Below are 15,053 nucleotides of genomic sequence, written 5' to 3'. Positions count from 1 at the left end.
TACTTACGAATAGTATCGGAAGAAACGTTGCCGGCAGTTGATACAAAATAGCTTCTGGTCCACATGGATGGCATTCGTGCAACCTGCTCAAACTCACGGTGTAGATAGTGGGAAGATACACCTTTGAATCGCGCCACTATATCGTGCGGTGCCAGGTTTGGCGGCGCGTTGACAAACAGGTGTACGTGGTCGGGCATAATCTCCAAAGCCAATATCTCCAATTCAAGTTTCTTGGCCACCTCCTTGATAAGTTCTCTTAATCTGGCTTCTACAGGACCGACCAGTACCTTGCGCCGATAACGAGGGCACCAGATAAAATGATAGTTGATCAGTGATACACTTGTATTTTTGTGTCTATATTTTTCTTCCATAGCTACATTATACCATATTCAAGAAAGATACTTTGACAAAAAATAACCGGGCTTTCATCCCACGAGTGAACCCGTGGGCTTTCCCGCCCGGAACTTTGTAAGGGAAAGGGCTGAGAGAAAAGGCGTCAACCCGCAGACAAAGGAAGAGATAACGATTCCGGCAACGAAGGCAGCAGTATTCAGAGCAGGGAAGGAGCAGAAGGAAGCGGTTGCAGGAACAAAGACGGCAGGCTAAAAACCTGCTGTTTTCATTTTGCAGAAACAACAAAAAAGGGGTGAACGAAGCATGAAGAAATCCAAACCGGTATATCTGACAATCATTGTTCTGTTGCTTTTGGTATTGGCTGGAGAAGGTTACATATTTTTTGCCAAAGGTTATGCAAAAGCGTCTGCAGCTACAACCGTGCAGAGCAGAGAATATTTCTATGAGCTACCTGAAGATATCATCACAAACCTGAAGGACAAAGGGCAGTACATCAAAGTTTCCACAGTTTTTTCCATGAAGGACAATAATCTGCAAAAAGAACTGGAAGAGAAAAACGGCATCATAAGGAACAACATCATTGCAATACTAGCTAACCAAAGTGCATCGGATATAGTTGGGCAAGAAGGGCAGGACAAACTCAGGGAGCTCATAGAGAAGAGTGTCAACGATATTTTGCAAACTGGAAAAATCAATAATGTATATTTCAAAGAATTTATCGTACAGTATTAATTTGTGCTTTTGTCATAGCCCCATGGCTGAAACCCAGGGGCTTCCGCACCGTGCTTTTCAGCAAGGTAAGAATATAAAATAAAAAATTTTTATTGACGTACGTTTTTATGTACGTTATAATTCTCCATAGAGGTGATTTAAATGAAAACAATGCCTGTGACAAAAGTAAGGCAGAACATATATAAAATAATTGAACAGGTGAGAAAAAACAGCGAACCAATCCAAATAACTTCCAGAAAAGGCAACGCAGTTTTGATTTCTGAAGAAGACTGGAATGCAATCCAAGAAACGCTGTATTTGCTGTCAATACCCAACTTAAAAGAAAGTATTATAGATGCAGATAAAACTCCGTTAGATGAATGGAAGGATGAGGAAGACTTGGGATGGGATACAAACTAAAGTTTTCAAGATATGCTTTAAAAGACGCAAAAAAATTAGAAGAATGCGGATTAGATAAAAAAGCAAAAGAAATTTTGAAAATATTGAAAGAAAATCCTTATCAAAATCCACCTCCTTATGAGAAATTAAAAGGAGAGCTGCACGGCAAACTTTCGAGGAGGATAAATATACAGCATAGGATAATATACGAAGTTTTGGAAGAAGAAAAAATTGTAAAAATCTATAGGATGTGGACACACTACGAATAGCTGGTAATACATTGGCAGGCAAATCTGAAGCCTGTTTTTTTATTTTTTTTTTGTGCAAGATTTTCAGAAGGGAGCTGGTAACTTGAAAGAAAAAGCACTCACAGCACTCATGGGCACGACGGTGTACATGCTCGCTGGGGTGTGGCTGTTCGTGCCCATCGTCAGGATGTACATGGCCCTGAAGGGTTACAACGGCGTGGGAAACATGCCGGATTTGTCGTTCGTAAAGACGATGTACGCAAACCCGCTGTTGGACTTCAAAGCGCTGGCAGACAAGCGCATACTGACGGGCTACCTCATAATGTCGTTCATCGTGGCAGTGATTACAGCTGCGCTGATAGTCATCGCAAGGGAAAGCGGGGTGAACACAGCGGGAGTGGAGTACCTCAAAGATAACGGCACACACGGCACGGCGAACTGGATGACGGAGAGTGAGGCCAGAAAGGTGCTGGGCATAGGCACGAACAGGGGCTTGATATTCGGAAAAATAAACGGCAGGACGGTCACGCTTCACGAAAAGACGTACTTCAACAGGAATGTGGCGGTTTTCGGAGCATCCGGCTCGATGAAGTCAAGGTCGTACGTGAGGACGAACATGCTGCAGCTGGCAAAAGAGGGCAAGAGCATGGTGGTGACGGACCCGAAGGGCGAGCTGTTTAACGACATGGCTCGGTTTTTGAGGGACATGGGATACGATGTGAAGCTTTTCAACCTCGTGAACATGACGCACTCCGACAGATGGAACCCGATAGCAGAGGTGAAGGACGACATAGATGCACAGATGTTCACGGAAGTTGTCATAGCCAACACGAAGGTGATAGGGAGCAAGTCCGGCGATCCGTTCTGGGACAGAGCGGAGCAGAACCTGCTGAAGGCGCTGGTGTTGTACGTCGTGTGCGAATACCCGGAGGAGAACAAGAACCTTGCGAGTGTGTACGCACTTCTGGCAAGCGGCGACTCAAAGAAGGTGGACGACATATTCGACACGCTGCCCGCAGGCCACCCCGCGAAGATGCCGTACAACATATACGCGCAGGCCAACGAAACGGTGAGAACGGGCGTCGTGATAGGACTCGGCACCAGGCTTCAGGTGTTCCAGAACAGGCTGGTGCAGAAGCTGACGGAAGTGAGCGACATTGACCTGACACAGCCTGCAAGAAAGAAGTGCGCGTACTTCTGCATCTCCAGCGACATGGATTCGACGTTCGATTTTCTTGCCGGATTGTTCTTCTCGTTCCTGTTCATAAAGCTGATAAGGTATGCGGACATGAACGGAGGAAGGTGCAGCCCCGAAGTGTACTTCTTATTAGACGAGTTCCCGAACATAGGAGCCATACCGGATTTCACGAAGAAGATAAGCACGATAAGGTCGAGGGGCCTGCACTGCTCCGTGATATTCCAGAACATAGCGCAGCTCAGGAACAGGTACCCCAACGATGCATGGCAGGAGATAATAGGCAACTGCGACTCGAGGCTGTTTTTGGGGTGCACGGACACGGCCACGGCCCAGTTCGTGTGCGACCTTTTGGGAGCAGCGACGGTGAGAAGTGTGTCGATAAGAAAGAAAGCCGGACTTGAAGGGCTGTTCGATCTGGGAGATGTATCATCCGGCACGCAGAAGAGAAACCTGCTGAACCCGGACGAGATACTGAGGCTGCCGCCTGAGAAGGCGATACTCATACTGAGGGGCCAGAAGCCGCTCATGATAGACAAGATGGACTACACGAAGCACCCGCTGGCGAAAATGATAAAGCCAGAACCGATAAGCATGTACAGCCCCGAATGGGCGAAAGAAGAAAAACAGAACAAAGCAAACGTGAAGCAGGTGGAAAGCGAAAAAGAGGCCGACATGGAGCAGACACAGAGCGCAAAGGAAACGGATATGAAGCATACGCAAGACGCAGAAGAGAAAGAAACGGACACAGCTGAAAACGAAACAAAATTTTTCTATATCAGCAAAGTCAAAACGAATGAAAGTGGGACAGAGAAAACGGAAGCGAAAGAGTCAGAGATGAAGGGAGCGGAAAACAATACGGTGACAGAAGTGAGTATGAATGCGGATGAGCAGGCGGAGAAGAAAAGCCAAAAGAAAAACGGCAGAAAATCGAAGAAGAATATGAACAAAGGTTGGTGAAGGTGTCCGAAAAGGATGCCCTTTTGTTTTTCTGCAGGAGAAAAAGAAACCTGCTATCATAATACAGCAGGGAAGACTCTGAGGGAGGTTGAGAGAATGATAGAGCAGATTCAGAAAAGGGGGAAATCGCATATGACGCTGCGATGGGAAACATTTCCCGGTACTTTGAGAAGTACGGAGTCAAGAGAGCCGTCATGCCGGAGTTTTCGATTCCGTACGACTCATGCCCCGACTGCGGACAGTTGGTCATACTCTATCCGGACGAGGAAACCCAAACTTGAGGCGGATTGCACGGGAGGCTTTGAAGCCTCTTTTTTTGCGCCCGAACGCAGCCAATATATGGAACGTTAAGCGGAAGCTGTTTCCGAATTATCATCCAATATTTAGGAGATGGATTTATCACTGCGACAAATCCATCTCCTAAATATTTACAAACGCACGATTTTCCAAAGGAATGAGAAAGGGGGTGGTCATAGACCCCATGGCTGAAGCCAGGGGCTTGGGGACAAGCCCTGCAGCTAAGCCAGACCTATGACCAGCCTGAGTGCCGGAGTTCAGCCGGAACGATGAAGGCACTACGTTGGGAGGGTGCACACCTTAAGATGCATTCCCAGTCTTCTGCCCTGTGGCACAGCGTTAAAAGCGAGCAGGGGTGCAGCGAGCGGTGCGCTGTGCGCTAAACCCCTTCCAACATTGACGAGGGAAGACCGCGGATCGGCAATCCGCGGCGTCACCAGCCCCGTAAGGGGCTCCGAAAGGAGAGAAGGAAGAATGGTTTTTGTCTTGGATAAAAAGAAGAAACCGCTCATGCCGTGCACGGAGAAACGCGCAAGAAAGCTGCTGCAAAGCGGCAGAGCGGTGGTGCATAGATTAATGCCCTTTGTTATCCGTTTGAAAGATAGAACGGCAGAAGAGAGTAACTTCCAACCGTTAAGGTTGAAATTCGATCCAGGAAGCAAAGCAACAGGTTTTTCCGTGTTGAGAGAAGAGAGTGCCGAGAAATCAGCAGCAATAATAATGGGAGAGATTCATCACAAGCAGGGAATAAAGGACAGCCTTGACAGCAGAAGGGCATTGAGACGTGGAAGGAGGAACCGCAAGACGCGTTACAGAAAACCGAGATTCGATAACCGCAGGAGGGAAGAAGGCTGGCTGCCGCCGTCATTGGAAGCTAGAGTGGAAGAGACTGTGAGGGCAGCAGAGAAACTGATGAAATGGCTGCCCATCACATCGATAAGCACAGAGCATGTCAAATTCGATACCCAGCTCATGCAGAACCCTGAAATCAGCGGAATTGAGTACCAGCAGGGCGAACTGTACGGATACGAAATAAGAGAGTACCTGTTAGAGAAATACGGCAGGAAATGTGCATACTGCGGTGCCGAGAACGTGCCTTTGCAGATAGAGCACGTGGTACCCAGAAACCCAAAACACGGGCCGAGAGGCACGAACAGGGTTTCCAATCTCACGATTTCGTGCGAAAGGTGCAACCAAGACAAAGGGAACAAGCAACCCGAAGAATGGCTTGAGGAACTGCAAAAATCGAAACGAAAAATAGATCGGGTGCGAGCGGAGAACCTGCTGAAGGTGATTGCGAACCTGAAGAAACCGCTGAAGGATGCAGCGATGATGAATGCAACGAGATGGGCATTGTACGAGAGGCTGAAGCGTACAGGATTGCCGGTAGAATGCGGTACGGCTGCAAGGACGAAAAAGCAGAGGATAGAGCACGGATTTCCCAAGACCCACTATTTTGATGCTTGCTGCGTGGGTGCCAGCACGCCAAAAACAATCGAGATAAAGACGAAGTATACAGAGATATGGACGGCAGTAGGCAGAGGCAGCCGTAAAATGTGCAATACAGATAAGTACGGATTTCCGATAAGCCACAGGCAGAGGAAAAAGAGATATTTCGGATTTCAAACGGGCGATGTAGTGGAAGCCGAAGTTCCTTCAGGGAAATATAAAGGCACGTGGAGAGGCAGAGTGGCAGTGCGCGCCAGCGGGTATTTTGATATCAAAGACAGCAAGGGAAATCGTATATGTCAGGGAATTTCATATAGGTACGTAAGGTTATTGCAGTACGCGGATGGATGGCAGTATGAAAAAGAGAAAGCAGCTTATTAAAGCATGCGCTCCTCCCCATGGCTGAAGCCAGGGGCTTCCGCGCTATGCTTTTTGGTGATGAGCCGGCGGGGCGGAGCCGTCCCGGGCACGGATACAGGCCTTAACGCCGAACCCGCGAGAGCCGAATCGGTCTCATTAGCCGGTGAGGACGCCTATGGCAGGCCGGAGCGGGTTGTGCCGAAAGCCGTTCTGAATGATGTTTATGCTGATGCTTCCTATGACATCCCCGCATTGAAAGGATGCCCCAGGGAAGAAAGGCAGGCTGACAGACGGATATTCATGGCGAGTCAGGAACCCCCTGGCTTTAGCCATGGGGAGGCTCAGGCCGAATACCGAAAGAAGCACTCATTGCCGGATATATACTTGCAGTGGTATACATTCTGTACCTGCTGTACAGCAAGCGGTCCGTTACTAGCAACCTAACCGGCCTTGCAGTAGGGTTAGGCTTTACGTATTTGATTTGTGTGGTAAGCAGAGGTGGTATAGACTTAAATGATGTGCTGCTGTAGGGCATATTAGGTGCATTGCTCGGCTTGCAGAGGTTCGGATTAATGCTGGCACTTGCAATAGTAATTGCGTCGGTGTATTCGATAATAATGATGTGCAGAAAGGTATATATTTTGAAAAGTGCGATTGCATTTACGCCGTTTCTGACGGTAGCTGGTGTGATTTTGGGTATTGCGGGTTGGTTTAATGCAGAAATGTAATAGTATTGGTGTAACCTGCAAGATATTTCTACGATGGCATATAGTACGGAACGTACATGGAGCTTGCTATCAGGAAATCCAATGTTCCTGAAGAGCCAGGCTGGGAAGAAGCATATTCCCTTCAAAAAAAAGGGGGTGGGAGAAGTCACAAAGATATTGATAATACTCTACATAATTTCTCTTTGTACAAAGCAGAAGGTATGCTCTCACCCTTTTCCCATTTTGATACAACCGTAGCACTAGGAGCACCAATTAGCGATGCAAGTTCTCTTTGGGAAAGTCCCTTGCGCAACCTGGCGATTTTGATTTTTTGGCCTAAAGAGTGGTTGGTTGCATTTGTTTGCAACAACTCTTCAATGGGAATGGAAAGTACCTTGCAAAGTTTGTTTATATACAAATGAGATGGTTTGCTTCTATTTCTTTCCCAGTCGCCTATAACTGCACAAGGGGCACCCAATAATAAAGCTAATTGTGCTTGAGAAAGTCCCTTGCACAATCTTGCAACTCTGATTTTCTCGCCCAGAGAGTCATCCTTTGGACGAATAAGAGTATGAAGATTGACTCCTAGATAATCTGCTACGGCTTTCAGGTTAGATGGATAAGGAATGTGGCCTTCTTCAATACTTCTAATTATAGCTTCGCTTAGGTTAATCATCTTTGCAAGTTCTTTCCGTGTATATCTCTTTTTCAATCGCTCTAACTTTATCAGGTTTCCTATACTGTTATCATTATCGCTTTGTATGTTATGCAGTAATTTCACGTTTTCGGGGGTGATTTTAGTTTTTACAGAGAATTCAAAATATTGATGATTTATGTCATTTTGTGATGAACCCATGTCCGTGCGGCTATTACGGTGATTCTTATCATGAGTGTAAATGTACACCGTTGCAAATAAGAAAATACCTCAACAGGATATCGGGTCCCTTGCTGGACAGGATAGACCTATTCGTTGAGGTGCCTCCCGTGGAATATAGTTCTATCGCAGATGCAAAATCAGGAAGGTCTTCTGCTGAGATGAGAAAAAACGTAAATAGAGCCCGCCAGATGCAGATTGAAAGGTACAAAGGGATAAATGTATACAGCAATGCCCAACTAAGCCACCAGCAGATATCAAAATACATCACATTAGATAAGAAATCACAAAATTTACTTGAGAGCGCATACAGTAAAATGCGATTAAGTGTCAGGTCGTACTACAGGATATTGAAGGTGGCCAGGACCATTGCTGATCTCGAAGGATCGGAAGTTGTACGTTCTTATCATGTAGCAGAAGCATTACAGTATAAAGCAAATTTTCCTGTATTTAACGATGTGTTTTAAATATGATGTCAATTTTCTAAAAATTGTATTTTAGCATGTGATATGTAGATTGAAAGTGGTGGAGGAATAATATGAGTTTTGCTGTAGCCTATGATGGTAAGTTATATGTTGGTGATGCTGATTTTAAACTCGTTGATCAAAAAATACAAATACATCAAGAGTTTAAACAGAACCTTTCTATATGGATGGATGGAGCATTAAAGGTAAATCTGTATTCTATAGAGTATGATTGTGGCGTCAATGAAAAATGGATGGAGATTATTAATGTTTCGTCTCGCAACGTAACTATCAACAGAGCTGATAGCCTTTATGTTACTGTAGAACAACCATATTGTGAACTTCTTTATTTTACCAGCGGCTGGGGAAAAGAGTTTTCGCCTGCATGCAGGGCCCTTCATGATAGCTTTGAACTGAGAAATTTAAAAGGACGTTCTTCTGCTGATTTCTATCCATGGTTTGCGTTATTAGATAGCAGAGGTCATATATTGTCGGCGTCTGTTGCGTGGTCGGGCAACTGGGTTTTTCGCTTTGAAAAGGTTGGAAATGGGTACCTGATAAGTGGTGGTTTATCTGATAAAGACTTTGAAAAATCTCTAAAACCAGGCGAGATGATGGTTTGCCCTCGAGTCATTATAGTTGAAGCCGATAATTTTGATCTTGATGAGATGGCTAACAAGTATATAAGATGGGGTAGAAAATACTGGTATCCTTCTAATTCCATTTCCCGTGATTTGAGTGTAGAATGGAATCACTGGTGGCCATATGAAGATATTGATATAAATGAAGAAATATTTAAAGCCAACGTTGATAAAGCAGCACAGATGGGCATACAGGTATGCACCCTTGACGCGGGTTGGTTTGGTCCGTCTGATAAATACTCCCGTTGGTATGATGTACGTGGCGACTGGGAAATGGTCAATAGTGTTCGGTTTTCTTCGGGGATAAGGGCTTTGGCTGATTATGTACATGAAAAAGGCTTAAAATTTGGCATATGGTGCGAAATAGAAGCACTGGGCGAAAAAGCAGCATTAAGATTTAACCATCCTGAATTCGAAGCAAGGCGTGATGGCAAGTCTTTGGGGTATATTTGCTTTGGCAATCCTGAAGTACAGGAATGGGCTTTCCGTATGCTCGACCGCATTGTAACAGAGTACACATGCGATTGGATAAAACTAGATTTTAATCTTGATCCAGGGGCGGGTTGCAATAGGATTGATCACGGCCACGGTGAAGGTGATGGGCTTTATGAACATTATATGGGATATTATAGAGTGCTTGCCAGGCTCAGGGAAAGACACCCTGAGTTGCTTATAGAGAACTGTTCTTCGGGTGGGCTAAGAATGGATTTAGGGATAATGCGCAATGCCTATAATACGTATGTGAGCGACCCGGATACTCCTTTGCACGATTTACAGCTTTTCTGGGGTGCAACGCTTATACTGGCACCAAACGTTTGCTTGCATTGGCCGTGGTCTCATTCAAGAACAGATAAAGAAGGAAAAGCTCCTTATCCGCCTCTAGATCTTGTGAATCAGAGGATAGACAAGGCTATTTTGGATTGCTATGTGAGAATAGGCATGCTTAACTGGTTTGGTTATTCACACAAACTGGCTGAATTGCCTGAGTATGTATTTGAAAGATTGAAATACCATGTGGAATTCTATAGCAGATACATAAAGCCTTTTGTAGCAGAAGCCGATTTATACAGGCTGTGTGGACAAACTCTGAGAGAGGATTGTTTGCCGATCAAAGAAGGTTCTCCACATCTTGTAGATAATACAATTTGGGGTAAAGCGGGTGATAGATGGAGTGCTTTTCAATTTGTCATGCCGGATAAAAACAAAAGCGTTCTTTTTGTGTTCAGGATGCACAATTCTGAAACCACTCGACGGCTTAAACTAAAAGGGTTAGAACCCGATGCCACGTATGTTCTTACGTTCAACGATCGCGGAGAAAGGCTAGTGGCAAAAGGACAGGAATTAATGGAAGAAGGGTTAGTGTTTGACTACCTCGCTGAAGAGAATTCTGAAGTTGTATTTATTAGAAAAATTTAAATGGGGAATTTTAAGGAGGTATGGGAGATGTTATACAAAGGTGAAAAGACACGAGAAATATCATTCCCATTAGGAGGAATAGGTACAGGCTGTATAGGTCTTGCCGGAGATGGCAGGCTTATAGACTGGGAGATATTTAACAGACCGAACAAAGGAAGTTACAATGGTTTTTCCCATTTTGCAGTAAAAGCAGAGATGGATGGTAAGGTTATAGATGCGCGGGTGATGTGCGGAGATTTTCAGCCTCCTTATATAGGTGATTTGCATTACCCTAATTTCCAGGGGTTTGGCTTTGGAGTCAATAGATACTCCATGGCAGGATTACCCCATTTCAAAGAGACAGAATTTAATGGAGAATTTCCTTTTGCACAGATAAACTTTATTCATGAGCGCTTCCCAGGCTCCATAAAGATGACGGCTTTTAATCCATTTATACCCTTGAATGATAGAGATTCAAGTATACCGGCTGCTTTCTTCGAAATAGAGATAACCAACGTCACACAGGCATCTGTCACATATACTGTTGCTCTCTCACTAACCAACCCTTTAAAAGAAGGTATAAACGAATATAAAAAGGTAGACGATATAAACATGGTGCACCTTTATACAAATCTTAGCGATGATGATATAAACTACGGAGAGTTGTGCATAGCGACAGACTGGCAGGACATAAGCTATCAAGAATACTGGTATAGAGGAAGATGGTTCGATAATCTGGAGAAATATTGGAGAGACTTTACTTCGCCCGGCAGGTTGACAAACAGGACTTACAGGAAAGAGAATGATAGTTACCTACAAAACTCATCAACACAGGATACGTGCTCGCTGGTTGCCCATATACCTATAGAACCCGGCGACAGCAAAAAGGTCAGGTTTATTATAACGTGGCATTTCCCGAACTGCTACAATTACTGGAGTGATAAGACATGTGAAGGGGATAGCTGTTGTAAAAAACCAAGGACATGGAAGAATTACTACAGCACTATTTTCAACAGTGCAATTGAAAGTGCAGTCTACAGTTTAAAAAACTGGGATAGGTTGTATTTGCAGACACTTGCGTTCAAAGAAGCACTTTTTTCGTCAACCCTGCCACCTGAGGTTATTGACGCGGTATCGGCGAACATATCCATACTTAAAACTCCCACCTGCTTGAGGCTTGAAGATGGTTCATTCTACGGCTTTGAAGGATGTCATTGTGATTCAGGTTGCTGCGAAGGCTCATGCACACACGTTTGGAACTACGCTTATGCTTTGCCATTCCTTTTTCCTAAGTTAGAACGTTCCATGCGTGATCTGGACTTCAAATACAATCAAAGAGAGGATGGAGGCATGGCATTCAGGTTACTTCTGCCGCTGGGAAGCGGACGATGGAATTTCAGACCATGTGTTGATGGCCAAATGGGCAATATAATAAAGGTGTACAGAGATTGGAAAATATCGGGCAACACCCAATGGTTGAAACAACACTGGAATGCCGTTAAAAAAGCGCTTGAGTTTGCATGGTCTGATTCTAATGAGGACAAATGGGATATAGATAGAGATGGGGTAATAGAAGGGAGACAACATCATACTTTGGACATGGAACTCTTTGGGCCAAACTCATGGCTTACAGGTTTTTACCTAGCAGCACTTAAAGCTGCAGCTGAAATAGCTGAATATTTTGGAGAAAAGGATAAGAGCAAAGAATACATGGCTCTCTTTTCCAAAGGCAAAGAATGGGTTGACAACAACCTCTTTAACGGCGAATATTATCATCAGCTTGTAGACCTTAAAGATAGATCTGTACTTGAAAGGTTTGATAAAGGCTCTACGCTGACAGGTGACTCTGTAATCGAAGCCTATTGGGACGAGGAAGCGCAGGAAATAAAATATCAGATAGGTGAGGGCTGCGGAATTGACCAGGTTGTAGCTCAGTGGCATGCAAATTTATGCGGACTCGGTGAGATATTTGACAGGGAAAAGACTAAAAAGGCGCTGGCTTCTATATACAAATACAATTTCAAAAAAGATGGCATGAGGGACTTTTTCAATCCATGCAGGGTTTTCTGTCTTAACGATGAAAGAGGTGTTGTGATCTGCGAATGGCCATCACATAGGAAGAGGCCTGCTGTGCCTGTGACCTATGCCCAGGAAACAATGAATGGTTTTGAGTATCAGGTGGCCTGCCACATGATTCAGGAGGGTATGGTTAAAGAAGGCCTTGAGATAGTAAAGGCGATACGGGACAGGTACGACGGGTATAAAAGGAATCCCTGGAACGAGATTGAATGTGGCAGCAATTATGCGCGATCGATGGCGAGCTTTGCCTTGCTCCTGGCATTCAGCGGGTTTGAGTACGACATGGTCAATGGCATGATAGGGTTTTCACCGATATTGATTGATGGCATTAAACACTTCAAATCTTTCTGGTCACTTGAGCCCGCATGGGGCGTATTTGAACTTCATAATGGCAGGGCTATTTTGAAAGTGTGCTATGGTTCTTTGAAACTCAAGGTTTTTAGATTATCTGTACTCAAAAATAAAAGTGCAATAAGCATAAATGGGCGGAGGACAGATGAATATAGACAAGAAGGTGATAAAATAATTTTTGAAAACTGGATATCGGTGGATGAAAACAATCCGATGGAAGTTATATTTTAGATAACAGCATTTAAGATATCCATTGACAGATCCTCGGGGTCTTCCAGCCCCACTGATATCCTTAGAAGTTCATCTGTTATACCTAGTTTCTGCCTTTCTTTCCAGGGGACTGATGCGTGAGACATTTTAGCGGGGTATGAAAGTATACTTTCTACTCCGCCCAGGCTTACTGCTGTAAAGAATAATTTTACACGTGCTGTTATTTTTTTAGCTGTATTTATGTCTTTAACTTCAAAAGATAGTACTGCCCCGGGACCGTATGCTTGCTTTAAATGTAGATCATGACCTGGGTGTTCCGGAAGGCCAGGGTAATATACACTCTTGACAAAATCTTGCTTTTTCAGCCATTGTGCTAGATATATTGCACCCTGTTGCTCAGCGTCCAGTCTTACTTTCAGTGTTTTTATTCCTCTTAAAAGAAGCCAGCAGTCATGAGGATTTAATACCGCTCCCAGAGTATTTTGAACGAAATATATTTGCTTTGCCAGGTCTTTATCCTTTACTACCACTATTCCACCTAATACGTCGCTGTGCCCGCCGATGAATTTGGTGGCGCTGTGGACTACTATGTCTATGCCCAATTCCAGTGGCCTCTGCAAGTATGGCGACATAAAGGTATTATCTACGACGGTTATTATATTATGCTTTTTTGCTAATTCTGCGCAGGCCTTTAAATCGGTGATTTTCAGCAATGGATTGGAGGGTGTTTCTAGTATCAACATTTTCGTATTAGGCTTTATTGCATCCTCTATTTTGTTTGTGTCAGTGGTGTCGACGAAACTCACCTGGATATTATATTTTGAAAAATGCCTTGTAAGTGCTCGGTATGTACCGCCGTATATATCCTGTGCTGCTATTACGTGATCGCCTGTATCGAGGAGAGATAATACTGCTGACATTGCTGCCATTCCTGAAGAAAAAGCATAAGCACTGGTACCACCTTCCAAAATAGCCATGGTATTTTCCAGGGCAGTCCTGGTGGGATTTCCTGAGCGGCTGTAATCGTATAGTGGAGGGTTATCCACGTCATCCTGCTTAAAGGTTGATGTTTGATAAATGGGTATGCTCAACGCTCCGGTATGTTTATCAATCTCATTGCCATTGTGGAGTAATTTTGTTGCGTATTTCATGGTTGTGGACCTCCCAGTAACGCATGTTCTAAATCCATTATGAGATCATCGGAATCTTCAATTCCCACAGACAATCTTAAAATCCTGTCATTTAGACCTATCTTTTTTTTGAGATCATCGGGAATATCTTTATGGGTCTGTTCTATTGGATATGTTATAAGGGATTCTACACCGCCCAGGCTTTCTGCAAAAGAAATAATCTCTAAATTTTCCAGTATCCTTTTTACTAATGCGATATCTACGACTTCAAAAGATATCATAGCTCCAAATCCATTGGCTAATTCTTTTAAGATGTTATGGCCAGGATGATGGGGTAAACCAGGGTACAGTACTTTACTGATTTCAGGCCTGCATAACAGCCATTGCGCTATTTTTTGAGCGTTATCCTGTTGCCTATCCATTCTTACACCCAGTGTTTTTAATCCTCTTAGCAACAGCCAGCTGTCATTGGGTGATAGCACAGCTCCTGTGCTGTTTTGTATGAATCTCAGTTTTTCGGCAATATCCTGTTTGCTGGTTGAGACAATGCCTGCCAGCAGATCATTGTGCCCCGAAAGATATTTAGTGGCACTTTCTATTACTATATCCACACCTATTTTCAAGGGCTGAAACAGGTAAGCTGAGAGAAAAGTATTATCGAATATACACAACAGATTATTCCGTCTGCATATGTCTACTATTCTTTTGACATCGGCTATTTTCATCATGGGGTTTGTAGGCGTTTCAATGAAAATTGCTTTTGTGTTTGGTCTTATGGCATTTTCAACGCTTTCGATATCGGTTATATCCACACAGCTAAAATTCAGCTGATATTTTGAAAAAATCTGATTAACTATTCTATATGTTCCGCCGTACAGGTCATCAGAAATTATAATATGATCACCCGATTCAAATAACATAAATACCGCTGTTATTGCTGCCATTCCAGATGAAAAAGCCAGAGAATCCACCCCACCTTCTAATTGGGTTATGGCTTTTTCCAGCTGGAACCTGGTAGGATTTTGTGTCCTGGAATAATCAAAACCGGTTGATAGACCTAGTCCCCTGTGTATAAAGGTAGCCGATTGATAAATGGGCATGGATACCGCACCAGTTACATCTTCTCTATTTATTCCCGCTCTGACCAATAATGTGGATAGTTTCATTTTCGCAACCCCTTTCCCTCTGACCATTTAGTTTTTTACTTTACGGAATAATAATCGCTTTAT

Annotated in this window: 13 protein-coding genes and 1 pseudogene; 10 read left to right on the top strand and 4 right to left on the bottom strand. The window is 44.0% G+C overall.

Annotated elements, in window-relative coordinates; translation table 11 throughout:
* On the bottom strand, nt 1–371 hold a 371-nt coding region (gene tnpA / locus BUB87_RS10185; protein WP_073344962.1), incomplete at its 3' end, for an IS200/IS605 family transposase.
* 97 nt (nt 372–468) lie between these two features.
* Here tnpA and BUB87_RS10180 point away from each other — a divergent pair.
* From BUB87_RS10180 to BUB87_RS14400, 7 genes and pseudogenes are all read left to right on the top strand, one after another.
* Nucleotides 469–606: pseudogene (locus tag BUB87_RS10180) on the top strand (HU family DNA-binding protein); the annotation flags it as partial.
* 51 nt (nt 607–657) lie between these two features.
* Nucleotides 658–1,086, top strand: a complete 429-nt coding sequence (locus tag BUB87_RS10175) for a flagellar basal body-associated FliL family protein (protein WP_073344956.1) — start codon at nt 658–660, stop codon at nt 1,084–1,086.
* Nucleotides 1,087–1,227: 141 nt separating this feature from the next.
* Nucleotides 1,228–1,485, top strand: a complete 258-nt coding sequence (locus BUB87_RS10170; protein WP_073344953.1) for a type II toxin-antitoxin system Phd/YefM family antitoxin — start codon at nt 1,228–1,230, stop codon at nt 1,483–1,485.
* Nucleotides 1,470–1,733 carry a Txe/YoeB family addiction module toxin gene (locus tag BUB87_RS10165; RefSeq protein WP_073344939.1) on the top strand — a complete coding sequence of 88 codons (264 nt, stop codon included), beginning with the start codon at nt 1,470–1,472 and terminating at the stop codon, nt 1,731–1,733. The genes BUB87_RS10170 and BUB87_RS10165 overlap by 16 nt, the downstream gene beginning before the upstream one ends.
* Nucleotides 1,734–1,815: 82 nt before the next feature.
* Complete coding sequence (locus tag BUB87_RS10160) at nt 1,816–3,867, top strand: VirD4-like conjugal transfer protein, CD1115 family (protein WP_234946017.1); 2,052 nt, start codon at nt 1,816–1,818, stop codon at nt 3,865–3,867.
* 588 nt (nt 3,868–4,455) lie between these two features.
* The gene (gene iscB / locus BUB87_RS10150) at nt 4,456–5,994 is read left to right on the top strand and encodes an RNA-guided endonuclease IscB (RefSeq protein ID WP_234946016.1); all 1,539 of its coding nucleotides are present in this window, start codon (nt 4,456–4,458) and stop codon (nt 5,992–5,994) included.
* 551 nt (nt 5,995–6,545) lie between these two features.
* Nucleotides 6,546–6,701, top strand: a complete 156-nt coding sequence (locus tag BUB87_RS14400; RefSeq protein ID WP_159432399.1) for a hypothetical protein — start codon at nt 6,546–6,548, stop codon at nt 6,699–6,701.
* Between the two features lie 145 nt (nt 6,702–6,846).
* Here BUB87_RS14400 and BUB87_RS14165 read toward each other — a convergent pair whose 3' ends face one another.
* Nucleotides 6,847–7,536, bottom strand: coding sequence for a helix-turn-helix transcriptional regulator (locus BUB87_RS14165; RefSeq protein WP_143156672.1), 690 nt, complete (start codon nt 7,534–7,536; stop codon nt 6,847–6,849).
* On the opposite strand from BUB87_RS14165, the gene BUB87_RS10135 reads away from it, so the two are divergent.
* From BUB87_RS10135 to BUB87_RS10125, 3 genes are all read left to right on the top strand, one after another.
* Nucleotides 7,527–8,021: a magnesium chelatase subunit ChlI family protein gene (locus BUB87_RS10135; protein ID WP_073344929.1), complete on the top strand. Its 495-nt coding sequence runs from the start codon at nt 7,527–7,529 to the stop codon at nt 8,019–8,021. The genes BUB87_RS14165 and BUB87_RS10135 overlap by 10 nt on opposite strands.
* A 71-nt stretch (nt 8,022–8,092) precedes the next feature.
* Entirely contained in the window at nt 8,093–10,075 is a 1,983-nt protein-coding gene (locus BUB87_RS10130) for an alpha-galactosidase (protein WP_073344927.1), read from the top strand.
* Between the two features lie 27 nt (nt 10,076–10,102).
* A complete protein-coding gene (locus BUB87_RS10125; RefSeq protein WP_073344924.1) occupies nt 10,103–12,715 on the top strand; it encodes a GH116 family glycosyl-hydrolase in 2,613 nt (870 codons plus the stop codon).
* On the opposite strand, the gene BUB87_RS10120 is transcribed toward BUB87_RS10125, so the two are convergent.
* Together BUB87_RS10120 and BUB87_RS10115 are read right to left on the bottom strand one after the other, a co-directional pair.
* Nucleotides 12,712–13,845: a trans-sulfuration enzyme family protein gene (locus tag BUB87_RS10120; protein ID WP_073344922.1), complete on the bottom strand. Its 1,134-nt coding sequence runs from the start codon at nt 13,843–13,845 to the stop codon at nt 12,712–12,714. The genes BUB87_RS10125 and BUB87_RS10120 overlap by 4 nt on opposite strands.
* On the bottom strand, nt 13,842–14,990 hold the full coding sequence (locus tag BUB87_RS10115; protein ID WP_073344920.1) for a trans-sulfuration enzyme family protein: 1,149 nt from the start codon (nt 14,988–14,990) through the stop codon (nt 13,842–13,844). Before BUB87_RS10115 ends, BUB87_RS10120 begins: the two co-directional genes overlap by 4 nt.
* Nucleotides 14,991–15,053: the final 63 nt, after the last annotated feature.

The organism is Caldanaerobius fijiensis DSM 17918 (assembly GCF_900129075.1).
GTDB lineage: Bacteria > Bacillota > Thermoanaerobacteria > Thermoanaerobacterales > Caldanaerobiaceae > Caldanaerobius > Caldanaerobius fijiensis.
This window is presented reverse-complemented; position numbering and strand designations above follow the sequence as displayed.